The 22,008-nt window shown below is 62.7% G+C and carries 20 protein-coding genes and 1 pseudogene; 16 read left to right on the top strand and 5 right to left on the bottom strand.

Annotated elements, in window-relative coordinates; all coding sequences use genetic code 11:
• From CO666_RS35085 to CO666_RS31755, 4 genes and pseudogenes are all read left to right on the top strand, one after another.
• Positions 1–108 (top strand): annotated as a pseudogene (locus tag CO666_RS35085) (IS110 family transposase); the annotation flags it as partial.
• Positions 109–682: 574 nt separating this feature from the next.
• Positions 683–1,960 carry an alpha/beta hydrolase gene (locus CO666_RS31765; RefSeq protein ID WP_097615887.1) on the top strand — a complete coding sequence of 426 codons (1,278 nt, stop codon included), beginning with the start codon at positions 683–685 and terminating at the stop codon, positions 1,958–1,960.
• Between the two features lie 81 nt (positions 1,961–2,041).
• Positions 2,042–3,292: an NAD(P)/FAD-dependent oxidoreductase gene (locus CO666_RS31760; RefSeq protein WP_097615885.1), complete on the top strand. Its 1,251-nt coding sequence runs from the start codon at positions 2,042–2,044 to the stop codon at positions 3,290–3,292.
• Between the two features lie 37 nt (positions 3,293–3,329).
• On the top strand, positions 3,330–4,367 hold the full coding sequence (locus CO666_RS31755; RefSeq protein ID WP_097615884.1) for a proline racemase family protein: 1,038 nt from the start codon (positions 3,330–3,332) through the stop codon (positions 4,365–4,367).
• Between the two features lie 155 nt (positions 4,368–4,522).
• On the opposite strand, the gene CO666_RS31750 is transcribed toward CO666_RS31755, so the two are convergent.
• Positions 4,523–4,933 (bottom strand): GFA family protein, encoded by a 411-nt coding sequence (locus tag CO666_RS31750; protein WP_097615883.1) that lies wholly within the window; start codon positions 4,931–4,933, stop codon positions 4,523–4,525.
• A gap of 196 nt (positions 4,934–5,129) precedes the next feature.
• Entirely contained in the window at positions 5,130–6,677 is a 1,548-nt protein-coding gene (locus CO666_RS31745) for a putative bifunctional diguanylate cyclase/phosphodiesterase (RefSeq protein WP_097615882.1), read from the bottom strand.
• Between the two features lie 584 nt (positions 6,678–7,261).
• Here CO666_RS31745 and CO666_RS31740 point away from each other — a divergent pair.
• From CO666_RS31740 to CO666_RS31720, 5 genes are all read left to right on the top strand, one after another.
• Positions 7,262–8,125 (top strand): alpha/beta fold hydrolase, encoded by an 864-nt coding sequence (locus tag CO666_RS31740; RefSeq protein ID WP_097615880.1) that lies wholly within the window; start codon positions 7,262–7,264, stop codon positions 8,123–8,125.
• 31 nt (positions 8,126–8,156) lie between these two features.
• Positions 8,157–9,161 (top strand): NADP-dependent oxidoreductase, encoded by a 1,005-nt coding sequence (locus CO666_RS31735; RefSeq protein ID WP_097615879.1) that lies wholly within the window; start codon positions 8,157–8,159, stop codon positions 9,159–9,161.
• A 76-nt stretch (positions 9,162–9,237) separates the two neighbouring features.
• On the top strand, positions 9,238–10,332 hold the full coding sequence (locus CO666_RS31730) for an alkene reductase (RefSeq protein ID WP_097615878.1): 1,095 nt from the start codon (positions 9,238–9,240) through the stop codon (positions 10,330–10,332).
• A 175-nt stretch (positions 10,333–10,507) separates the two neighbouring features.
• Complete coding sequence (locus CO666_RS31725) at positions 10,508–11,461, top strand: helix-turn-helix transcriptional regulator (RefSeq protein ID WP_097615876.1); 954 nt, start codon at positions 10,508–10,510, stop codon at positions 11,459–11,461.
• Positions 11,462–11,592: 131 nt separating this feature from the next.
• The gene (locus CO666_RS31720; protein WP_097615874.1) at positions 11,593–12,180 is read left to right on the top strand and encodes a TetR/AcrR family transcriptional regulator; all 588 of its coding nucleotides are present in this window, start codon (positions 11,593–11,595) and stop codon (positions 12,178–12,180) included.
• Between the two features lie 156 nt (positions 12,181–12,336).
• Here the strand turns inward: CO666_RS31720 and CO666_RS31715 are convergent, their stop codons facing one another.
• Positions 12,337–12,807, bottom strand: coding sequence for an RbsD/FucU family protein (locus CO666_RS31715; protein ID WP_097615890.1), 471 nt, complete (start codon positions 12,805–12,807; stop codon positions 12,337–12,339).
• Positions 12,791–14,038: an ROK family transcriptional regulator gene (locus CO666_RS31710; RefSeq protein ID WP_097615873.1), complete on the bottom strand. Its 1,248-nt coding sequence runs from the start codon at positions 14,036–14,038 to the stop codon at positions 12,791–12,793. The genes CO666_RS31715 and CO666_RS31710 overlap by 17 nt, the downstream gene beginning before the upstream one ends.
• Positions 14,039–14,365: 327 nt before the next feature.
• On the opposite strand from CO666_RS31710, the gene CO666_RS31705 reads away from it, so the two are divergent.
• The 7 genes from CO666_RS31705 to CO666_RS31675 all read left to right on the top strand — a co-directional run bounded on the left by CO666_RS31705 (position 14,366) and on the right by CO666_RS31675 (position 21,389).
• The gene (locus CO666_RS31705; protein WP_097615871.1) at positions 14,366–15,385 is read left to right on the top strand and encodes a sugar ABC transporter substrate-binding protein; all 1,020 of its coding nucleotides are present in this window, start codon (positions 14,366–14,368) and stop codon (positions 15,383–15,385) included.
• A 152-nt stretch (positions 15,386–15,537) separates the two neighbouring features.
• Positions 15,538–16,602: an ABC transporter permease gene (locus CO666_RS31700; RefSeq protein WP_097615870.1), complete on the top strand. Its 1,065-nt coding sequence runs from the start codon at positions 15,538–15,540 to the stop codon at positions 16,600–16,602.
• Positions 16,603–16,604: 2 nt separating this feature from the next.
• Complete coding sequence (locus CO666_RS31695) at positions 16,605–17,387, top strand: ATP-binding cassette domain-containing protein (protein WP_097615868.1); 783 nt, start codon at positions 16,605–16,607, stop codon at positions 17,385–17,387.
• Entirely contained in the window at positions 17,384–18,016 is a 633-nt protein-coding gene (locus CO666_RS31690; protein ID WP_097615866.1) for a nucleoside triphosphate hydrolase, read from the top strand. Before CO666_RS31695 ends, CO666_RS31690 begins: the two co-directional genes overlap by 4 nt.
• A gap of 72 nt (positions 18,017–18,088) precedes the next feature.
• Positions 18,089–19,129: a dihydroorotase gene (gene pyrC / locus CO666_RS31685; RefSeq protein ID WP_097615865.1), complete on the top strand. Its 1,041-nt coding sequence runs from the start codon at positions 18,089–18,091 to the stop codon at positions 19,127–19,129.
• Positions 19,130–19,487: 358 nt separating this feature from the next.
• Entirely contained in the window at positions 19,488–20,657 is a 1,170-nt protein-coding gene (locus CO666_RS31680) for a GGDEF domain-containing protein (RefSeq protein WP_097615864.1), read from the top strand.
• A 195-nt stretch (positions 20,658–20,852) separates the two neighbouring features.
• Positions 20,853–21,389 (top strand): glyoxalase superfamily protein, encoded by a 537-nt coding sequence (locus CO666_RS31675; protein WP_097615888.1) that lies wholly within the window; start codon positions 20,853–20,855, stop codon positions 21,387–21,389.
• A 236-nt stretch (positions 21,390–21,625) separates the two neighbouring features.
• Here the strand turns inward: CO666_RS31675 and CO666_RS31670 are convergent.
• Positions 21,626–22,008: integrase core domain-containing protein (locus CO666_RS31670; RefSeq protein WP_143540405.1), on the bottom strand; the 383-nt coding region annotated here is incomplete at its 5' end.

Here is a 22,008-nt window from a genome sequence, read left to right as displayed (position 1 = left end):
AGCGGCAAACCGAAAATGGTCATCCGCATCGCGCTCGCCCGAAAACTGCTCGTCATTCTCAATGCAAAAGCACGAGATGCGCGAAGAGAATTCGAATATGCAACTTGACAACCCAGATAGTCGCTCATCCGCCCTACGGGCACCTTCTCCCCGCTGGGGAGAAGAGGGAGTCGAGAGGTCGCGGCTATCCCCCTTCGCCCCGTTTACGGGGGTCCGAAGGACGGGTCGAGACCCGTGGCTCGACCCCGGTCGGTGGCGGCAGGAGGATGAGGGGCAAGCTCCAAGGCCGCATTTTTCAGCACAATTTTGACCACCTGGTCAAATATGCTGCAAAATGAGGCGATGACCTGTCATTTTAACGGCAAGCCATGCGCCCAATGCATTGCTGCATTGCGGTATTTTCGCTATTCCCGATCAAATGAATGGGGTATCACTATCTTCGTAAGCAGCGCACTCCTCCTCCCAGCGCTCTTACATCGGACTGACAACACTCCTCCTCCCAGTTGTCAGTCAGGATCAAGAGCCTGGCGCACCTCCTCCCGCGCCAGGCTCTTTTCATTTTCCGCGCAAGCTTTCCCACGGCATCCGCTTTTCCATCTCACCCGGTTTGACTCGGCCGGCGTCGTCGGACTATTTGAACGGGCGCCCCCTGTCCGGTGCGCGCACCGGTTGGAGTTTGGCCATGATCGGCAAATGGCGCGCCTCGCATGCGGCCCTGACAGGTCTTCTGGTTGCAACAATGGCGCTCGCCGGCTGCGGCGGCAGGCCGGTCGGTGTCATGCAGGCGGCCGGCACGGTGCCGCCGGGCACCTCGAAGGTCGACCTTCTCGTTGCGACGACGCGTGCTGCCGATGACAATCCCGCCGTGCTGTTTTCCGGCGAACGCGGCACCGGGCTCACCGTCAATGCCGTCGATATCTCCATCCCGCCGGAAGCCAATCGCAAGGTCGGGCAGGTGCAATGGCCAAAGCGGCTGCCGGCCGATCCCTTACGCGATTTCGTCACCGTCTCCGTCGATCCGCTGCAAGGCGAGCGGGCCGGCGAGAGCTGGCTGAAGGGCCATATGCCGAAGAGCCGCCGGGTGCTGGTCTTCGTGCACGGCTTCAACAACCGCTATGAGGATGCCGTCTATCGTTTCGCCCAGATCGTCCATGATTCGCATGCCGACGTCGCCCCCGTCGTCTTCACCTGGCCGTCGCGCGCCAGCATCTTCGATTATAATTACGACAAGGAAAGCACCAACTATTCCCGCGATGCGCTGGAAGAGCTGCTGACCCGCACGGCCGCCAATCCGGCTGTCAGCGACGTCACCGTCATGGCCCATTCGATGGGCACATGGCTGACCGTCGAAGCGCTGCGGCAGATGGCGATCCGCAATGGCCACGTCGCGTCGAAGATCAACAATGTCATCCTTGCCTCGCCGGATCTCGATGTCGACGTCTTCGGCCGCCAGTTCATGAGCCTCGGCAAGGACAAGCCGCATTTCACCATCTTCGTCTCCAGGGATGATCGGGCGCTGGCGCTGTCGCGGCGCATTTCCGGCAATGTCGACCGGCTCGGCCAGATCGATCCTTCCGCCGAGCCCTATCGCAGCAAGCTGGAGGCGGCCGGCATCACCGTGCTCGATCTCACCAAGCTCAAGGGCGGCGACCGGCTGAACCACGGCAAATTTGCCGAAAGCCCCGAAGTAGTGAAGCTGATCGGCGATCGGCTGATTGCCGGCCAGACGATCACCGATTCCAATGTCGGCCTCGGCGAGGCGGTGGGCGCAGTGGCGATGGGTGCGGCCCAGACGGCCGGAAGTGCCGTCAGCGTCGCCGTCAGCACGCCGATCGCGATCTTCGATCCGCGCACCCGCCGCAACTACGACGCCCAGCTGAAACGTCTCGGCCAGTCGGTGGACAATACCGTCGGCTCGGTTGGCGACAGCGTCGGCGCCGGCCTGCCCGAAAGCCAGTAAAAATTCCGTAGGCAGCATCGACGATCTGATATATCAGGTTGGCGAGCGGCAAACCTGTCTGCCGTATGGTGGGTTGATGGCATGGCATATGAAACAAAAAAACGGGTTGTGGTCGTCGGCGCGGGTGTGATCGGCGCCTCGATCGCCTTCGAGCTGCAGCGGCGCGGTCTTGCGGTGACGCTGATCGATAAGGGTGAGCCGGGCCGCGGCACCTCTTTCGGCAATATGGCGAGCATCGCGCTCGATTTTGCCGCCGGTTCCGGCCCTTCGACCTGGAAGAAAATGCCCGGCTGGCTCATCGATCCCGAAGGTCCGGTCTGGCTGCGGCCGTCCTACGCGGCAAAGATGCTGCCCTGGTTCCTGCGCTTCCTTGCCGCCGGCCGCCCGTCGCGTCTGCGAGCGATCGAGGATGCCGGCATGAGCCTGTCGCAGCGGGCGCTCGGCGATTTCAGGGAGATGCTGCAGGCGATCGGCGCGGCCGAGCTGATGACCGAGGAGGGCTGCCTGGCAATTTATGAGACCGAGGCGGAATTTGCCGCCGACCGCGATCATCTCGCCATGATGCAGCGCTACGGTCTCGAATTCGAGGTCTTGAGCAAGGGCGCCATCCAATATTACGAGCCGGCGCTTTCGCCTGTTATCGCCAAGGCCGTGCTGCTGCCCGACAACAAGTCGATCCGCGATCCCTACCAGCTGGTGGTCAAACTGGCTGACGCGGCCAAGGCTGCGGGCGCCATTTTCCTCTCCGGCGCGGTCCGCAATATCGAGCGCAAGGGCGATGGCACATCGGTCGTTCTGCTTGAGGACAACAGCCGGGTCGAGGCCGGTTCCGTCATCCTCGCCGCCGGCGTCCACACCCGTTTCCTTGCCGCAAAACTCGGCGAGCCGATCCCGCTCGAAACCGAGCGCGGCTATCACACGCAGATCATGAAACCCGGCATATCCATGCGCCATTCGATGATCTGGCCGGCGCGCGCCTTCATGGTGACGCCGACGGCCGGCGGCATTCGGGTCGGCGGCAATGTCGAGCTCGCCGGCCTCGACGCCGCGCCCGATTTCCGCCGCCCGCGGGTGCTGGTGCGCCACGCCCAGCGCGCGCTTCCCGGCCTGAAGGCCGAGGAGGCGACGGAGTGGATGGGCCATCGCCCGGCGCTGCCCGATACCATCCCGATCATTTCGCCGTCGTCGAAAATGCCCGGCGTTTTCTATGCGACCGGCCACGGCCATCTCGGCCTGACCTATGCCGCAACGACAGCGCTGGTGATTGCCGATATGGTGGTGGGCGCTGAGCCGCCGGTCGACATGACCCCGTTCCGCATAGACCGATACTAATGGCGTCACCCGTGCCGTCTGAACCGGAGGTTTCGATATGAGATGGAAGCGCACGATCCAGCTGCTGGATGTCCATGCCGAGGGCGAGATCGGCCGTGTGGCGATCGGCGGCGTGCCGAAAATCCCGGGCGACACCCTCGCCGCTCAGCTGCATTGGCTGAATACCGATCCGAAGGGCGACGAGCTGCGCCGCTTCCTGTGCCTGGAGCCGCGGGGCGCCCCGATCGGTTCGGTCAACCTGCTGCTGCCGGCAAGGCACCCGGATGCCGACGCCGCCTTTATCATCCTGCAGCCCGACCAGGCGCATGCGAGCTCCGGCTCGAACTCGATCTGCGTCACCACCGCCTTGCTCGAATCCGGCATCGTCGAGATGCAGGAGCCGGAAACAACAGTGACGCTCGAAACCGCCGCCGGCCTCGTCAAGGCGGTGGCGACCTGCCGCGACGGGCGCTGCGAGAAGGTGAGGCTGACCATGGTGCCCTCCTTCGTGCATGAGCTCGATGTCGAGGTCGAGACGCCGCATTGGGGACGGATCAAGGCCGATATCTGCTATGGCGGCATTTTCTACGCGCTGGTCGATGTCGGCCAGATCAATTTGAAAATCGAGAAGGCCAATGCCGCCGGCCTCGTCCAGGCGGGCATGATCCTGAAAGAGCTGATCAACCGCGACATCAAGGTCGTCCACCCGGAGATCCCGGCAATCTCGGGCGTCGCCTATGTGATGTTCCGCGATACCGAGGCCGACGGCACGGTGCGCACCTGCACCACCATGTGGCCGGGCAGGGCCGACCGCTCGCCCTGTGGCACCGGCAATTCCGCCAACCTCGCCGCCCTTCATGCCCGCGGCAAAGCGAAGGCCGGCGACAGCTTCACCTCGAAATCGATCATCGGCTCGGAATTCGAAGTCGGCCTGCAGGCAGTCACCTCTGTCGCCGGCCGCCCGGCCGTCATCCCCACCATCACCGGCCGCGGCTTCACCTTCGGCCTCACCCAGGTCGCCCTCGACCCCTTCGACCCCCATCCCGGCGGCTTCGCCCTGACGGATGTCTGGGGCCCGCAGGCGGGGGAGATTTGAGGGTTTAGGAGCATGATGGCGGAAGGGTGAGCGGTTTCCTGACGGTTGCGCCAGCGGCTGCTCCATCGGCCACTCAGGTGGTGGGTTTGGTGGGGACGTCATCCCACTGCCGCCAGCCGAGGGTCGCCGAATTCCTGTTCGCTGGTCGCTTCATGCTAAGACCGGCTGATTGGATGGCCCTGGAAACGCTCTACCGTTTCGTGAAGCTGCACCCATCCGTGTTTCGATTGCTCGAATACAGAGAGGGCAGGCGGTGCGAAGGCCGGGTCGGCGAGGGAGCCGATTGCCACCCCGATCCAGAGTGGTGCTGCATCGGCCTTCCAATAGACGGTCGAACCGCAGGTGGGACAGAAATGCATTCGGACCTGGCGACCGCTGTCGGCAGTCCGAATGAATTCCGTCGACGTTCCGGATATTTCGACACAGTCGATCGCGTAGAACGCGTTGGCGCTGAACGGCGCACCGGTTCGCCGCTGACAGGCGAAACAGTGACACAGCGCAGTCAATTGTGGTGGTTCGCTAAGCTTCAATCGGAGAGCGCCGCAGGCGCATTGGGCATTGGCCATGGAAACTCCTCCCGCTTGCGCGGTGAGATGACGTTGAATTGAGGGCTGAAGGGCAGGCCGGAGCCGAAATTGATTGCGGCGGGCGTTGCGGAAGGGCTGAGCGCCGATGCAGTTCCAGGCTCGCCGAGTACCAAGGTAAATCGCCGAGGTGGCGAAGTCTAGATCTTTCCGGGTTGGATTGCCGCGCCTCGCCCCATCAACGGCGCTGCGAAACTTTGGCGCCGGCTTTGTCGGCGGTGAGCTCCTCGAGCGGCGCCGGCCTGCCGAGCAGATATCCCTGACCGATGTGGCAGCCGAGATCTTGAAGCCGCTGCAGCTGGCTCTCCTCTTCGATGCCTTCGGCGGTGATCGTCACGCCAAGTCCGGCACCGAGAGCGATGATCGCCTTGATCACCTTGTCCTGCTTATCGTTGGTCTCGAACGAGGAAACGAAACTCCGGTCGATCTTGATCTTGTCGAACCGGTAGTTGGAGAGCTGCGAGAGGCTGGAATAGCCGGTTCCGAAGTCGTCGAGGGCAATCCTGACGCCGGCATTCACCAGATCGTCGAGGACGATGCGCGCGGTGACGGCGTCCTGGATGATGGCGCTCTCCGTCACCTCCAGCTCGACCCTGTGCGTGGGCAGGCCGACATCGCCCAATATCTTGAGAATTCTGAGGCCCAGCAACCGGTCGCTCAACTGGATCGGAGAAAGGTTGAACGACAGGACAAGCTCATTCGGCCAGGACAGCGCATCGGTGCAGGCGCGGCGCAGCAACTGATCGGTCAGGTCGACGATCAGCCCGGCTTCCTCGGCCACCGGAATGAATTCGTTCGGCGGGATGAATTCGCCGGAGGCCGTCTTCCAGCGCGCCAGCGCCTCGAAGCCGATGATCTTGTTCGTCTTCAGGTCGACGAGCGGCTGATAATAGGGAACGATCTCGGCCTTCTTGATGGCGGATCTGAGATCCGCTTCCACCCGGATGCGTTTCGTCATCTCGTCCTGCATCGAAGGCACGAAGGGCTTCACCAGATTGCGCCCCTGCTTTTTGGCGACATACATCGCACAGTCGGAATGTCGCATGACCTGGCTGAGGTCGTCGCCGTTTTCCGGATAAAGCGCGAAGCCGACACTGGCGCCGAGGTCGACGGCGACGCCGTTGAATGTGAAGGGCTTGCCGATCGCGCTGACAATGCGGTTGCCCAGTGCGACAAGGTCGGGATTTCCGGTGCGCCGGGCCAGAACGACGAACTCGTCGCCGCCAAGGCGGAAAACATGCTCGCGCGGAAAGAGGGAGGAGAGCCGCTGCGCAACCGTCTTCAGCACCGCATCGCCGTGATCGTGCCCCAAGAGGTCGTTGACCTTCTTGAAGCCGTCGAGATCGATGCTGAACACGGCATAGCTTTCCTGTGCCCTTTGATCAGCCATCGCCTGCGCGCAGATGGATTCCAGAAATCTGCGGTTCGGCAGTTCGGTCAGCGTGTCGTGACAGGCAATCCAGTCGACGTTCTTTTCCGCCTGCAGCCGGCGATGGATCTCTCGCGAAAGATCCCTGATCCGCAGTGCCGAATAAATCAGCCCGAGAAAGCCGGAGATATTCAGGGCGAGGAGCGCGTGGTCCAAGGGATAGTCGTGATGCTTCTCGATGAACGCATCCAGCCCTTCATGCCAATGGAAGCTCCAGGACAGGCAGAAGAGGAGCAGGAAGACCGCGAACCAGACGGCAATCTCCAGCTGAGGTCTGGTCGGTTGGACGCGTGGCATATGAACAGGCTCCTTGCTGCGTGAAGAGCCATCATGGCCAGTTTGGAGAACCGCATCATCCCGGGTCGTCCTACCGTGATCGAAGACCGCCACAACTCATTCGGGCGGAAATAAGAGGATCGGCCATCACAGCCGTTGATCAGGCTGCACAGTACCGACAAATCCGTAAGATCGTCTGACCTTTGAAGGTTAATGGCGCGTTGCATTGACGAAGGCGCGGGCGTTTCTCTGCGCGAAACGGATATTCTTCCCGCAAATCGGACGGTTCTTCGATTCCATCGGGTCTTTCTTCGGAATGCCCGCCTCGTCCTTCGAGGCCCCTGCGGGGCACCTCAGGATGAGGCTCTCTTGGATGTGGGCGCTTCCCGAAAATTTCCGCTTGACAGCTTTAATGACGAGTATCATTAATATTTACGATGATGATCGTCATCATAGAAGAGTGAACTGAAGTCGGCCGCCTTCTGCCGCTGCGGTCGGCGGGGAAGGCGATGGCGATGATTGGGCAAACGACGTTTCCCGCCAGGACATCGAGTGGCATCGGCAAGGCATTTAAGCCTGCCGGTTCCGGGAGAATGGAGTAAGTGATGAACACGTCTATAAGGTACCTTCGGCCTGCTGCCTGCTATGCCGAGGCGCCCAATCTCTGGATCAACGTGGGGAAAACAGCTTTTGCCTATCGCGACCTTGGCCCCCAAGGTGGCGTGCCGGTCGTTCTGCTCAACCATTGGGGCGCGGTGCTGGACAATTTCGATCCCCGGATTGTCGATGGTCTCGCCACCAAGCATCACGTCATCGCCACCAATTACCGAGGCATCGGCGCCTCGGGCGGCACGGCGCCTCTCACCATCGGCGAGATGGCGCGCGATACGATCGCGCTGATCCGAACGCTCGGGTTCGAAAAAGTCGATCTGCTCGGCTTTTCCCTTGGGGGATTTGTCGCGCAGGACATCACGCTGCAGGCGCCGGACCTTGTGCGGAAGCTCATCTTGACCGGAACGGGCCCGGCCGGCGGCAAGGGCATCGAGCAGGTCGGAGCGGTGTCCTGGCCGCTGATCATCAAGGGCCTGCTGACATTGCGCGACCCGAAGACCTATCTGTTTTTCACCTCGACGGCCAATGGCCGCCAAGCCGCGCAAGCCTTTCTGGATCGCTTGAAGGAGCGCAAGGCGGGGAGGGACAAGGGCCCGACGCCGAGGGCCTTCCTGCGGCAGCTGAAGGCGATCAAAGCCTGGGGCCAGCAGGCGCCTCAGGATCTCGGCCGTATCGATATCCCGGTCCTGATCGCCAATGGCGACAATGACATCATGGTGCCCACAGTAAACAGCACCGATATGGCCCGCCGCATTCCGGGCGCGCAACTGGTGATCTACCAGGACGCCGGGCATGGCGGGATTTTCCAGAACCACGCCGATTTCGTGCCGAAGGCTTTGTCCTTCCTCGGCGCCTGACGCCGCAATAAATTCGAATTGGAGAGGCCCCGTGAAGGCATTCGTCGTTGATAAATACAAGAAGAAGGGCGCGCTGCGCCTGGCCGTCCTGCCGGAACCGCAATTGCAGGACAATGATGTCCTGATCCGGATTCGGGCGACGGCCGTCAATCTGCTGGACTCCAAGGTCCGGGACGGAGAGTTCAAGCTGATTCTTCCCTATCGTCCGCCCTTCATCCTCGGGCACGATGTCGCCGGAACGGTCGTCAAAGCCGGAGCCGGGGTCAGGCGGTTCAAGGTGGGCGACGAGGTCTATGCCCGGCCGCGCGATCATCGCGTCGGCACCTTCGCCGAATTCATCGCCGTCGACGAAGCCGATGTGGCGCTGAAGCCGAACAATCTCAGCATGAGCGAAGCGGCATCCATCCCGCTGGTGGGGCTGACTGCCTGGCAGGCGCTGGTCGAGGTGGGCAAGGTCAAGCCCGGCCAGAAGGTCTTCATTCAGGCCGGCTCCGGCGGTGTCGGGACTTTCGCCATTCAGCTCGCCAAGCATCTTGGCGCGACGGTGGCGACGACGACCAGCGCTGCGAATGTCGAGCTGGTCAAAAGCCTCGGGGCGGACGTGGTGATCGACTACAAGACGCAGGATTTCGAGAAGGTCCTGTCGGGCTACGATCTCGTGCTGAACAGCCAGGATCCAAAGACGCTCGAAAAATCCCTGGGCGTGCTGAAACAGGGCGGCCGGCTCATTTCCATTTCCGGTCCGCCCGATCCCGCCTTCGCCGGGGAGCTCGGCCTGAACCTGTTCCTGAAACTGGTGCTGCACCTGTTGAGCCGTGGGGTTCGGAAAAAGGCCAAGCGTCTCGGTATCGCCTATTCATTCCTGTTCATGCGCGCCGAGGGGCGGCAGTTGGGCGAGATTGCCCGCCTGATCGAACAAGGCGTGATCCGGCCGGTCGTCGACAAGCTGTTCCCATTCGAGAAGACCGGCGATGCGCTGGCCTATGTCGAGACCGGGCGTGCAAAGGGCAAGGTGGTCATCACGGTCGCGGACTGAGGTCGACCTGACCGGCGTGGCGTCTGTTGTGAGACGAACGCCGGACATAATTTCCAACTCATGGTGAAAGTGAAAAATGACCAGCAAGACACTCTTTGAGCCCGCCGCACTCGGCTCCCTCACGCTGTCCAACCGCATCGTCATGGCGCCGTTGACGCGCAACAGAGCGGGTGCCGGCTTTGTGCCGGGCGAGCTCATGGCCGAATATTATGCGCAACGGGCCTCGGCCGGCCTGATCATCTCCGAGGCGACCCAGATTTCGCAGCAGGGTCAGGGCTATCAGGACACGCCCGGCATCTACAGCGACGCGCAGATCGACGGCTGGCGAAAGGTGACCGGCGCCGTGCATGCCAAGGGCGGCCGCATCTTCCTGCAGCTCTGGCATGTCGGCCGTGTATCGCATGTCGACCTGCAGCCGAATGGCCAGGCACCGGTCGCGCCCTCGGCGATCAGGGCTGCGACAAAGACCTTCGTGCACAATGCTTTCGTCGACGTATCCGAACCGCGGGCGCTCGAACCGGGCGAGATCCCCGGCATTGTCGAGGATTTCCGCCGCGCCGCCGCCAATGCGATTGCCGCCGGTTTCGATGGTGTCGAAGTTCACGGCGCCAACGGCTACCTGCTCGACCAGTTCGCCAAGGACGGCGCCAACACCCGCACCGACGCCTATGGCGGGTCGATCGAAAACCGCGCCCGGCTGACGCTCGAAGTGACGGCCGCGGTCGCCGAGGAAATTGGGGCGGAGCGAACCGGCATCCGGATTTCACCGGTATCGCCGGCCAATGGAATATCCGCAACCGATCCGCAGGCGCAGTTCAACTACATCGTCGAGAAGCTCGACGAGATGGGCATTGCCTACCTCCATGTCGTCGAAGGTGCGACAGGCGGGCCGCGCGACATCGCACCCTTCGACTACGGGGCGCTTCGCCGCAGGTTCGGGAATAGCTACATCGCCAATAATGGCTACGATCTGCAACTCGCGACAGCCAGGCTGGAGCAGGGGCTGTCGGACCTGTTTGCCTTCGGCAAGCCGTTCATCGCCAATCCGGATCTTGTCGACCGCCTGAAGGCCGGTGCACCGCTCGCCAATCTCGACATGGCGACGCTCTATGGCGGCGGCGCTGCCGGCTACACCGACTATCCCACCATGGCCGTGCCGGTTGACGCCTGAGGAGATCAAGCATGTCGCGCAAACTGGGCAGCGGTTTGCCAGGCAAAGCGCGAAACGCTTTTGCCGAGACATGCGGAAAAGCAAAGTCCTAACGTGCGGGGCAGATGTGGTTCGCTACAATATGTTCAACGGCCCATGCCCGCCCCCTCGGTGGGCGGGAGCAAGTTTCGAAAGCATGGTGGAGTCGTTGGTTGAAATCGCTCCTTTCGAGGGATCGACGACCGATCCCATCGAAGACTTCGCCTGGAGTGCCGACGCATGGTCGGATGGGACTTTGACCCTCAGCGAGATGGCCTGCAACAGGGCCTGGCATCTCTCGGCGACATCGGGCACGCCGGAATGGCTGACGATCATGGTTCCGCGCGACGGCATCTGCGGTATCACCATGGGACAGAGCACGACCACAGCTTTGCCGGGTCAACTTCTGCTCGGCCACACCCATCAGGTGGATCGTTTTTTCGTGCGCGGTCGCGTCCATCGATCCGAGAAACTGCATCTGAACTGGAGCGTGATATCGCAGGCGCTCGGAGAGCTGATCGAGGCGCCGGTGAGTGGGTCGCTCGATTTGCGGCCGCAAGTCGACCAGGACAGCCCTTCCGGACTTCTGCTCAAAAATCTGGTCGAGACCATCATCTCCGGCATGCGTGGAGATGGTGTCCTGCTGCATTCTCCGATTGCCATGGGCAATCTGACGCAAGCGCTCGGCCAACTGGTGGTACAGTCCATCCCGCATCGTTATTCCTGGCGGCTGGAAAGGAAAACTTTCATGCCGACGCCTCGCCACGTTCGCCGCGCGATCGATTTCATGCAAGCCAATATCGGCGAGCCGATCACCATGCCGATGGTGGCTCTCGCCGCCAACGTATCGGTGCGAACATTGGAAACCGGGTTCCGCGCATTCAAGGAAGCAACGCCGGCGGCCTATCTGAGAATATTGCGGCTGCGGGCTGCCAGGCAGGAGCTTCTCGATCCGTCGAACCGGCAAGACATCAAGGACATATGCCTGAAGTGGGGCTTTTTCCACGCCGGCCGCTTTTCCGCAACCTATAAGTCGGCCTTCGGCGAGACGCCCCAGGAAGCGCGACGGCGGCGACGCCACCCGTTTGCCGATCGTCGCGGGAAATCATAGCGACGGGATCGATCTCGACGAAACCGATCCTTGCGTCGGTTGCCATTATTAATGATATAAGTCATCAATAATTCAAGCCATGATGATGCATGACATCATAGCTTGGGCATGGCCGTCGAAAGGACTGCGAAGTGCGGATCACCAAGGAAAAGAAGCAGGAAAACTACGAGCGGATTATCGCCACCGCGTCAGAACTGTTTCGCGAGCGCGGCTTCGATGGCGTGGGCGTGGCGGAACTGATGGAACGCGCGGGTCTCACCCATGGCGGCTTTTACAATCACTTCCGCTCCAAGGAGGAATTGATCGCCGAGTCGACCGAGAATGGTTTGAGCGAGACCCTGAAGCGCTATGCCGGTCACGATGTCGCCGCCGTCATGGAACTTTATCTCGCGCGCGAACACCGGGATGGGCGCAGCCAGGGGTGCACGGCCGCGGCGCTGAGTTGCGATGCCGCTCGACAGCCCGAAGAAACCAAGGCCGTTTTTGCTGCAGGAATAGATGGGCTGGTGCGTGCATTGGAGGCAGGCATTGCTGGAAAACACGCTTCCGACGCCGGCGCTGGCGGGCGCGCGCAAGCCATCGCCATCCTCGCTCAGGCCGTTGGAGCCATCGTGCTTTCGAGGGCCTGCCCGGACGATTCTCCGCTGGCAGACGAACTCCTCGACGCCTGCCGCGCGGATTGCCGCGACGCCATCGAAAATCGGGCGCGCAAGCAATAGGGCAACAACGCACGCCGCAACGCTGCTCCTTGCATGCATCGTCGGCGCACCCGCCTCGTCCTTCGAGGCCCCTTACGGGGCACCTCAGGATGAGGCTCTCTTGGATGTCAGCACTTGTTTCTCAGACGACCATCGCCAGGGCGACCTCATCCCCTTCTAATAAACGAACGGATCCACCTCGGCCTGCGCGCCCGCCTCCTTCGGATAAATCACCCCCTTGCGCAGGATGATGTTGGCATAGAGGCGGGGCTCGCTGGTCTGGATCACCGCATGGGCGGCCCGCACCCGGCCGTAGAAATCCGGGCCGATCAGCGGCACCACCTGCCGGTGCGGCTCGTGATGGGCGCAGCAGGCGATCATCTCCTCGTGCACGGGGTCGAGCTTGTCGCGCTCGGCCTTGACGGTCGAGCGGAAGATCGCCTCGGGCACGAAATCGTCGATCGGCAGCACGCTGAGCACGGCGTTGAGCACCGGGATGAGGTGGTGGCCGTCGAGCCGGATCAGCCGGCGGGCATGTTCGACGCCCGGATAATTGCCGTCGACGATGGCGATCTCGTCGCCGTGGCCCATGGCCCGAAGCGTCGAAAGCAATTCCGGGCTCAACAGCGGGTCAAGTCCTTTCAGCATGGTCTACCTCCTTGAAGAGAACGTTCTGGTCGGTGAGGTAACGCGCAAAGATCGGCAGGCTGGCGCCGCCGATGGCGCGGGCCTGGGCGCCGACCGCGCCCTCGATGATTTCGGGCATGACGACGCCCTGCAGGTCGAGCTTGGCGGCTTCGTCGATCGTCGCCTGCACCACGCGGCTGCGCACCCAATGGGGAAAACCGCCGTCGATGACGGCGGCGCTGAAATCGACGATCGAGGCGGCGGCGACGATCGCCTGCGCCAGTGCCTTGGCGCTGTCCTGGATCCAGGCCTCCATCGGCTCGCCGAAATCCACCCAGTCGTCGGCCGAATACCACAGCGGCTCGGGATCGATGCCGCGCTCGCGCAGCATGTTTTCCAAGACGAAGATCGAGGCGATTTCGAGCAGCTGCTTGGTCTCGCCGTTCCTGTCGCGCACCGGCAGCGGCCCGATTGCGCCGGCCGTGCCGGTGCGGCCGGAAAAGATCGCCGAATTCAGCACGATGCCGCCGCCGATGAAGGAGCCGATGAAGAAATAGACGAAGTCCGGATAGGACGGCCCGACGCCGAAGACGAGTTCGGCCCCGCAGGCGCTGGTCGCATCGTTCTGCAGGAAGACCGGATGGGAGACGCGCGCGGCGATATCGGCATGCAGGTCGACCTCGCGCCAGACCTCCATGGCGCCCGGCGGCGCGCCCACCTCTTCGGCCCAGTTCCAGAGTTCGAAGGGTGCTGCGATGCCGAGGCCGGCAATGCGATCACGCTGTTTTGCGTCGAGCCGGTCTTCGATCTCGCGAATGCCGGAGGTGACGAAGGCGAGGATCTCGTCCGGTAGCGGATAGGCATAGGTCTTATGCAGCTGCATGCGGATGCGGCCGACGAAATCCATCAGCACCAGATCGGCGCTGCGCCGGCCCATTTTCAAGCCGAAGGAATAGACGGCGTCGGGATTGAGATGCATCGGGATCGACGGCTGGCCGACCCGGCCGCGCACCGGCGCGCCCCTCGACAGCAGGCCTTCCTTTTCCAGGACCCGCATGATGACCGAGACGGTCTGCGCCGACAGCCCGCTGCGGCGCGCGATATCGGCCTTCGACAGCGCGCCGTAGAGACGCACCAGCGACAGCACGAGCCGTTCGTTATAGGCCCGCACCCTGACCTGGTTCGCACCGCCGGCCGGATTCAGAATTGGTGGCGGGACCGGTATGTTGGCCGGTCCATCCAAGGACGACATGACCGCTCCTCCCGATCGTTGGCCCTCTGCATGATTGCTTAGATCGGAACCGATCTGAGCAATCATGCGGCAGTTCAAAATGGTACAGCGTCCTTTTGCGCCTCTGTAAAGACGCGCGGCGCTGTACGCCCTAATTCGATGGAGCATGCCACATCGAATTAATAATTCAATTGGATTTATTTATTGACAAGCCGATTTCTTTTCGCTCTTAATTGCCTCGTCAAGGACACGGGACGGCTTTGGAAGCTTAACGATCCACGGCGAAGTGTCATATCTGAAGATTCCGGCCCCGCAGGGGCGGCGCCGGCAAACTCTGGGAGGAGTTCCATGAAGAAATCTGTTCTCGCTTTCGGCGCGCTGGCGCTCGGCGTCGCTTTTTCCGCTCCGGCGATGGCGGCTGACGTTTCCGCCTGCCTCATCACCAAGACCGACACCAACCCCTTCTTCGTCAAGATGAAGGAAGGTGCGACGGCCAAGGCCAAGGAACTCGGCGTTTCGCTGAAGTCCTACGCCGGCAAGGTCGACGGCGACAGCGAAAGCCAGGTTGCAGCGATCGAAAGCTGCATTGCCGACGGCGCAAAGGGCATCCTGCTCACCGCTTCGGACACCAAGGGCATCGTCTCTTCGGTCAAGAAGGCGCGTGATGCCGGCCTGCTGGTCATCGCGCTCGACACGCCGCTGGAGCCGGCCGATGCCGCCGACGCGACCTTCGCCACCGACAACCTGCTCGCCGGCAAGCTGATCGGCCAGTGGGCCAAGGAAACGCTCGGCGACAAGGCCAAGGACGCCAAGGTCGGCTTCCTCGACCTGACGCCGTCGCAGCCGACGGTCGACGTCCTGCGCGACCAGGGCTTCATGATGGGCTTCGGCATCGACCCGAAGAACCCGGACAAGATCGGCGACGAAGACGACAAGCGCATCGTCGGCCATGACGTGACCAACGGCAACGAAGAAGGCGGCCGCAAGGCCATGGAAAACCTTCTGCAGAAGGATCCGAGCATCAACGTCATCCACACGATCAACGAGCCGGCCGCTGTCGGCGCTTACCAGGCGCTGAAGGCCGTCGGCATGGAGAAGAACGTGCTGATCGTCTCGGTCGACGGCGGTTGCCCCGGCGTCAAGTCGGTCAAGGAAGGTGTCATCGGCGCCACCTCGCAGCAATATCCGCTGCTGATGGCATCGCTCGGTATCGAGGCGATCAAGAAGTTCGCCGATAGCGGTGAAAAGCCGAAGCCGACCGAAGGCAAGTCCTTCTTCGACACCGGCGTCTCGCTCGTCACCGACAAGCCGGTCTCCGGCGTCAAGTCGATCGACACCAAGGAAGGCACTGCCAAGTGCTGGGGCTGAGCCCGATCTTTTGAATGAGAGAACGGCCGGGGCTTGATCCCCGGCCGTTTTGGACGGACGATGTGTCGTCGCCCCACCGGCTAAGCAACGAACGGATCAACAAGGGTGACGGCCTCCGCGCGAGTTCGGCGCGCGGGTGCGGAGGAGGAACAATGACCGGAGCACAGGAATTCGAACGCGTCCTCGACGGCAGCGACAAGAACGTCGCCTCCTTCGAGCACCAGCATGTCTCGCCGATCAAGCGGGCCCAGCATTTTCTCCACTCGACGCCGGCCGCCGTGCCGCTGATCGTATTGGTGCTGGCGATCATCATCTTCGGGATAGCGCTCGGCGGACGGTTCTTTTCGTCGTACACATTGACGCTGATCCTGCAGCAGATCGCCATCGTCGGCATTCTCGGCGCGGCCCAGACGCTTGTCATCCTGACCGCCGGCATCGATCTTTCGATCGGTGTGATCATGGTGATCTCGGCCGTCATCATGGGCAATGTCGCCATCACCTATGGCATACCGACGCCGATCGCCGTCATCGCTGGCCTCGTCATGGGCGGCCTTTGCGGATTGCTGAACGGCTTCCTCGTCGCCTTCATGAAGCTGCCGCCCTTTATCGTCACGCTCGGCACCTGGAACATCGTCATGGCGACGAATTTCATCTATTCGGCCAACGAGACGATCCGCGACACCGACGTCGACGAACAGGCGCCGCTGCTGCATCTTTTCGCCGCAAGCTTCAGGCTCGGCAGCGCCGTGCTGACACTCGGCGTCGTCGCCATGGTGCTGCTCGTCCTGCTGCTCTGGTATGTGCTCAATCACACCGCCTGGGGCCGGCATGTCTATGCGGTCGGCGACGATCCGGAGGCGGCCAAGCTTTCCGGTATCCAGGCCAAGAAGGTGCTGCTCACCGTCTACACGATTTCGGGCATCATCGCCGCCTTCGCGGCCTGGGTCTCGATCGGCCGCAACGGCTCGATCTCGCCCTCTTCGGCGGTCACCGACTATAACCTCCAGGCGATCACCGCGACTGTGATCGGCGGCATCTCGCTCTTCGGCGGCCGCGGCTCCATTCTCGGCACGCTCTTCGGCGCCATGATCGTCGGCGTCGTCTCGATGGGCCTCAACATGCTCGGCGCCGACCCGCAATGGAAAGTCCTTTTGACGGGCGTGCTGATCATCGCCGCCGTCGGCATCGACCAGTGGATCAGAAAGGTTTCGGTGTAATCATGGCTCGCGAACCCCTTCTCACCGCCCGTGGCCTGGTCAAGCGTTATGGCCGCGTCACCGCCCTCGACAATGCCGATTTCGACCTCTATCCGGGTGAAATCCTTGCCGTCATCGGCGATAACGGCGCCGGCAAATCCTCGCTGATCAAGGCGATCTCGGGCGCCGTCACCCCGGACGAGGGCGTGATCACCCTCGAAGGCAGGCAGGTGCAGTTTCGTTCGCCGATGGAGGCGCGCGAAGCCGGCATCGAGACCGTCTACCAGAACCTCGCTCTGTCGCCGGCGCTGTCGATCGCCGACAACATGTTCCTCGGCCGCGAGATCCGCAAACCGGGGCCCCTCGGCTCGTTGTTTCGCATGCTCGACCGGCCGGCGATGGAAAAGCTGGCGCGCGACAAGCTTACCGAACTTGGCTTGATGACCATCCAGAACATCAACCAGGCGGTGGAGACGCTCTCGGGCGGTCAGCGCCAGGGTGTCGCGGTCGCTCGCGCCGCCGCCTTCGGCTCGAAGGTCATCATCATGGACGAGCCGACGGCAGCCCTCGGCGTCAAGGAAAGCCGCCGCGTGCTGGAACTGATCCTCGACGTCAGAGCCCGCGGCCTGCCGATCGTGCTGATCTCGCACAACATGCCGCATGTCTTCGAGGTGGCCGACCGGATCCATATCCACCGTCTCGGCCGGCGCCTGACGGTGATCGATCCGAAGGAATACACCATGTCCGACGCCGTCGCCTTCATGACCGGCGCCAAGGCGGTGCCGACGGAGCCCGTGGCGGCATGACGGCTGGAATAGACGAAATTGCCGGCGCGGTTCTGAATCGCGCCGGCAATTCCAGGCGTTTCCTGGTGGCGATCGCCGGGCCGCCCGGCGCCGGCAAGTCGACCATGGCCGACAATCTCGCCGACGCCCTGAAGGCGAAGGGCGAGAGCGTCGCGGTGCTGCCGATGGATGGTTTCCACATGGACAACGCCATTCTCATCGAACGCGGCCTGCTGGCCCGCAAGGGCATTCCCGAAACCTTCGATGTCCGCGGCTTCCTCGATATCGTCCGCGCCGTTCGCCCCGCCGATCAGGAAGTGCTCGTCCCCGTCTTCGACCGTTCGCGCGAGCTTGCGATCGCCTCTGCCCGCCCGATCTCTCCCGCGGATCGGTTCATCATCATCGAAGGCAACTATCTGCTCTTCACCCAGGGCAAATGGGCCGAGCTCGACGGCATCTTCGACTACACGATCATGCTCGCCCCGCCGATCGAGGTGCTGGAAGAGCGGCTTTGGGATCGCTGGCGCGGTTACAAGCTGACCGAGGAAGAGGCAAGCGCCAAGGTCTACGGCAACGACCTGCCGAACGGCCGGCTGATCCTCGAAAACCGCCGGCCGGCGGATGTGACGCTGGAGATTGCGCTGGCCTGATGCCGCGACAATTGTTTTTATCCGACGTATAGTGCTATCGAGGCCGCAGACGCATCGCTTCGGAGGCCTGCCATGCAATCGATCACCATCCGCCGCCCTGACGACTGGCATCTGCATCTACGCGACGGCGCCATGCTGGAAGGCGTGATCGCCGATACGAGCCGCACCTTCGCCCGCGCCATCATCATGCCCAATCTGGTGCCGCCTGTTGTCACCACGTCCGACGCCGCGGCCTATCGCGACCGCATCCTCAAGGCGCTGCCGGCCGGCCACCGTTTCCAGCCGCTGATGACGCTTTATCTCACCGAGCACACCAGCCCCGACGATGTCGAGGCGGGTGCGAAAAGCGGCCTGATCACCGCCGTCAAGCTTTACCCCGCCGGCGCCACCACCAATTCGCATGGCGGCGTGCGCGACATGGAAAAGGCGATGCCGGTGCTGGAGCGCATGGCCAGGATCGGTCTGCCGCTCTGCGTCCATGGCGAGGTGACGACATCAGACGTCGATATTTTCGACCGCGAGGCCGTCTTCATCGACACCGTGCTCGATCCGCTGCGCCAGCGCCTGCCCGAGCTGAAGGTGACGATGGAGCATGTGACGACGGCAGACGGCATCGATTACATCAAGGCGGCCAGATCCAATCTCGCCGGTTCGATCACCACCCATCACCTGATCATCAACCGCAACGCCATCCTCGTCGGCGGCATCCGCCCGCATTATTACTGCCTGCCGGTCGCCAAGCGCGAAAACCACCGGCTGGCGCTGCGCGCCGCCGCCGTCAGCGGCGATCCGCGTTTCTTCCTCGGCACCGATTCCGCCCCGCATGTCGATCCGCTGAAGGAATGCGCCTGCGGCTGCGCCGGTATCTACACCTCGATCAACACGATGAGCTGCCTTGCTCACGTCTTCGAGCAGGAAAGCGCGCTGGACAAGCTCGAAGCCTTCGCCTCGCTGAACGGCCCGGCCTGGTACGGGCTTTCGCCGAACGAAGAGCGCATCACGCTCAACAAGCAGGCCGAGCCGGTTGTCTTTCCCGCTAAAATAGAAACGGGCGCCGGTCCGGTGACGGTGTTCGATCCGATGTTTCCGCTGCATTGGCAGGTGGTGGCGTAGGCGCCACTGCCGCGCTTTCAATTTTAAGCGTGGTTAAGACCCCTCCCCAACCCCTCCCCACAAGGGGGAGGGGCTTAACGTGTGGCGCCAACCGTGGCAGACCGTCAGCCTTTCTGCGGATGAAACGGTGAAATGGGAAAACAGGCGGGGCGGCCTCAAAGCCCCTCCCCCTTGTGGGGAGGGGTTGGGGAGGGGTCTTAGGCTGGCTCCTGGTCCCTGCCCTCCAAGCCAGGTTAGCACCCTAACATTTGCTTGTGCAGTGCATCATTTTTTAACGGAATGCATAAGACATTCCTCATCACCGATCACATAGTCTGCCATTTCATCCGGCGCGCCCCAGCCGCGGAGACTGAAAAGCATGATGCTTGACTACAACTCCCTTTTGCTGGCGCTCGGCGTCTCCACGGCATGCCTTGCGGTGACAATGATGGGCAGCTGGCTTGTCCGTCGGGCCGAGACCGTGCTGCTGACCGCCACCGTCGGCCTGGTCCTCGTCGTCGGCGGCATCTTCGTCTACAGCGCCTATGTCAACAGGCCGGAGCCATGGCTGGGGGTCGGCAATTTCGTGCTGTTCCACGCCGGTTTTGCGACGATCTGGGGGGCCGGCAAACAGTTTCTCACCGGCCGGCTGTCTTTGCCGGGCATCGCGACCCGGGCGCTGGCGGCAATGGTCTTTTCCGTCGTGCCGATGCTGTCGGGTTATGACGGCCTGGCCTTCATCGCCGATAATCTCGCCATTGCCCTGCTGCTCTTTGCCACCGCCCGGCAATATTGGCTGGCCCGCGCCGAAGCGCCGGCGCCGATCCTCGGCATTGCCGCGCTCTATACGCTGACGGGGATCTCCTTCGTTCTCTGCGCCGCCGTGCTGATCTCGGACGGCAGGCTGGTGCTTGGCGCAGCACCGAGCAACTGGGCCGAAGATCTGAGCCTGGCCGTCTGCATCGCCGGCATGACCGGGATCGGCGCACTGTCGCTGGCGCTGCATCAGTGGCGGCTGGCCGCCCGCCACCGTCTCGATGCGATCACCGATCCGCTGACCGGCCTGCTCAACCGCCGCGCCGTCTTCGACGAGTACGGCACGCGGCCTATGGGCACGACCACCGCCGTCATCGTCTTCGATATCGATCATTTCAAATCGGTCAACGACCGCCATGGCCATGCCGCCGGCGACCATGTTCTCAAGGTCTTCGCCGGCGAGCTGACCGCTCATTGCCGTCCCGGCGACACCGCCGCCCGGCTCGGCGGCGAAGAGTTTGCGCTGGTGTTCAAGGAGACCATGCCCGGCCGCGCCGAATTGGCGGCCGAGCGCATCCGCGGCGCCTTCGAAGCGTGCGAGATCCCGATCGACGGCGAGATGCTGAAATGCACGGTCAGCGTCGGCGTGGCGCCCGGCCGCGCGCAGCCGCTGGATTTCGACGCCATGCTGAGTGCCGCCGACAAGGCGCTCTACGCCGCCAAGCGCGCCGGTCGCAACCGCGTCGAGCTTGCCGGCCACCTGCAGGCGGTTCCCTCGCGCACCGCGTCTTGATTCCTGGCCGACCCTTTCATACTATTGCGCTTGGCCGGATGCGGCCAGCCGCCCCGCGACGCTCGACTCCGGCGTTATGGTGAATGCATCCAGACATTATCCTTTACATCCCTTGCCGTTTGGCGATCGATGGCGAACGGGTCAGCAGACGCGGGCACTGATCTTCCTGTTTGCCGCCAACGGAAGGATGATATGATGCGCGATTTTCGCGATGCCAAGCTCATGGCAAAGACATTGCGGCAGGCTCTCGCCGACCGCGACATTTCGCTGACCCATAGCGAGACCCTCGAAATCGTCGCCCGCCAGTTCGGGCTCGATCAATGGAATATTCTCTCGGCCAAGATCGATGCGGCGGGTGCTGCCCGCTGCGCCATCGGCATCGAGCCGCCGATGCCGATCTTCCGCATCTTCTCGGTGGAAAAGGCGATGGAATTCTATTGCGGCTTCCTCGGCTTCACGCTCGATTGGGAGCACCGCTTCGATGAAAACTCCCCGCTCTATTGCCAGGTCTCGCGCGACGGCATGGCGCTGCACTTGAGCGAACATTCCGGCGACGCCAGCCCCGGCGCCAAAGCCTTCGTCCGCGTCGCCAATATCCGCGCCTACCACGCCGAACTCTCCGGCAAGGACTACCGCTACATGAAGCCCGGTATCGAGGAGGCGCCGTGGGGGCTGGAGATGATGGTGATCGATCCTTTCAGCAACCGTATTGTTTTTTGCGAGCAGGGCTAGGCGGAGGGCCATCGCTGTTCGGTTTGCGCAATAGACCCCTCCCCAACCCCTCCCCACAAGGGGGAGGGGCTTAACCTGTCGCACTCGTTTTCCATATCTGCGACGTTTCGAGTGGAACGAGGCGGACGCTCCGGCTTAGTCCCTCCCCCTTGTGGGGAGGGGTTGGGGAGGGGTCTTCTAGGTGAACGACCGGGTTGATGGTCGACAGTTTGGACCGGGATGATACCTGACAGTTTTCATTCTGTCGTGTGTGCTGCTTGCGGCCTCATCGGCCTGGGCGGGCGCGGCGGAGCGAAGCGACGGAAGCGTCCGTCCGGGCCGATGAGGCCGACGTCGCGGTTGCAGAAGCGCACGACGTGATCGCCGTTTTCCAGCTCGCTCAGTCCGACGAGTTCGCCGGCAAGGGCTTCGCTGACGAACAGTTGGCCTCCCTTCCATTTGATCTCGCCGCTGTCACGGACACGGCGCACCTGGTGGTCGGCATCATACCAGGGATCGTCGAGACGCTCGGGCATCGCCCGCGGCTGGCAGGGCCGATAGAACTCGGCGGGCGGGCGTTGGCCCAGCGCTTCATGCGGGCGCTCCTCATTGTAGTGCTGGCGAAAGGCATCGAAACGAA

It is taken from the genome of Rhizobium chutanense, from assembly GCF_002531935.1.
In the GTDB taxonomy this organism is placed as follows: Bacteria; Pseudomonadota; Alphaproteobacteria; order Rhizobiales; family Rhizobiaceae; genus Rhizobium; species Rhizobium chutanense.
This window is presented reverse-complemented; position numbering and strand designations above follow the sequence as displayed.

Coding starts and splice junctions, on each gene's coding strand:
- pyrC (WP_097615865.1), top strand. CDS start 18,089: ATGCAATCGATCACCATCCGCCGCCCTGACGACTGGCATCTGCATCTA.
- CO666_RS31765 (WP_097615887.1), top strand. CDS start 683: ATGATCGGCAAATGGCGCGCCTCGCATGCGGCCCTGACAGGTCTTCTG.
- CO666_RS31710 (WP_097615873.1), bottom strand. CDS start 14,038: ATGTCGTCCTTGGATGGACCGGCCAACATACCGGTCCCGCCACCAATT.
- CO666_RS31695 (WP_097615868.1), top strand. CDS start 16,605: ATGGCTCGCGAACCCCTTCTCACCGCCCGTGGCCTGGTCAAGCGTTAT.
- CO666_RS31730 (WP_097615878.1), top strand. CDS start 9,238: ATGACCAGCAAGACACTCTTTGAGCCCGCCGCACTCGGCTCCCTCACG.
- CO666_RS31715 (WP_097615890.1), bottom strand. CDS start 12,807: ATGCTGAAAGGACTTGACCCGCTGTTGAGCCCGGAATTGCTTTCGACG.
- CO666_RS31725 (WP_097615876.1), top strand. CDS start 10,508: ATGGTGGAGTCGTTGGTTGAAATCGCTCCTTTCGAGGGATCGACGACC.
- CO666_RS31740 (WP_097615880.1), top strand. CDS start 7,262: ATGAACACGTCTATAAGGTACCTTCGGCCTGCTGCCTGCTATGCCGAG.
- CO666_RS31680 (WP_097615864.1), top strand. CDS start 19,488: ATGATGCTTGACTACAACTCCCTTTTGCTGGCGCTCGGCGTCTCCACG.
- CO666_RS31755 (WP_097615884.1), top strand. CDS start 3,330: ATGAGATGGAAGCGCACGATCCAGCTGCTGGATGTCCATGCCGAGGGC.
- CO666_RS31750 (WP_097615883.1), bottom strand. CDS start 4,933: ATGGCCAATGCCCAATGCGCCTGCGGCGCTCTCCGATTGAAGCTTAGC.
- CO666_RS31675 (WP_097615888.1), top strand. CDS start 20,853: ATGCGCGATTTTCGCGATGCCAAGCTCATGGCAAAGACATTGCGGCAG.
- CO666_RS31705 (WP_097615871.1), top strand. CDS start 14,366: ATGAAGAAATCTGTTCTCGCTTTCGGCGCGCTGGCGCTCGGCGTCGCT.
- CO666_RS31745 (WP_097615882.1), bottom strand. CDS start 6,677: ATGCCACGCGTCCAACCGACCAGACCTCAGCTGGAGATTGCCGTCTGG.
- CO666_RS31700 (WP_097615870.1), top strand. CDS start 15,538: ATGACCGGAGCACAGGAATTCGAACGCGTCCTCGACGGCAGCGACAAG.
- CO666_RS31690 (WP_097615866.1), top strand. CDS start 17,384: ATGACGGCTGGAATAGACGAAATTGCCGGCGCGGTTCTGAATCGCGCC.
- CO666_RS31760 (WP_097615885.1), top strand. CDS start 2,042: ATGGCATATGAAACAAAAAAACGGGTTGTGGTCGTCGGCGCGGGTGTG.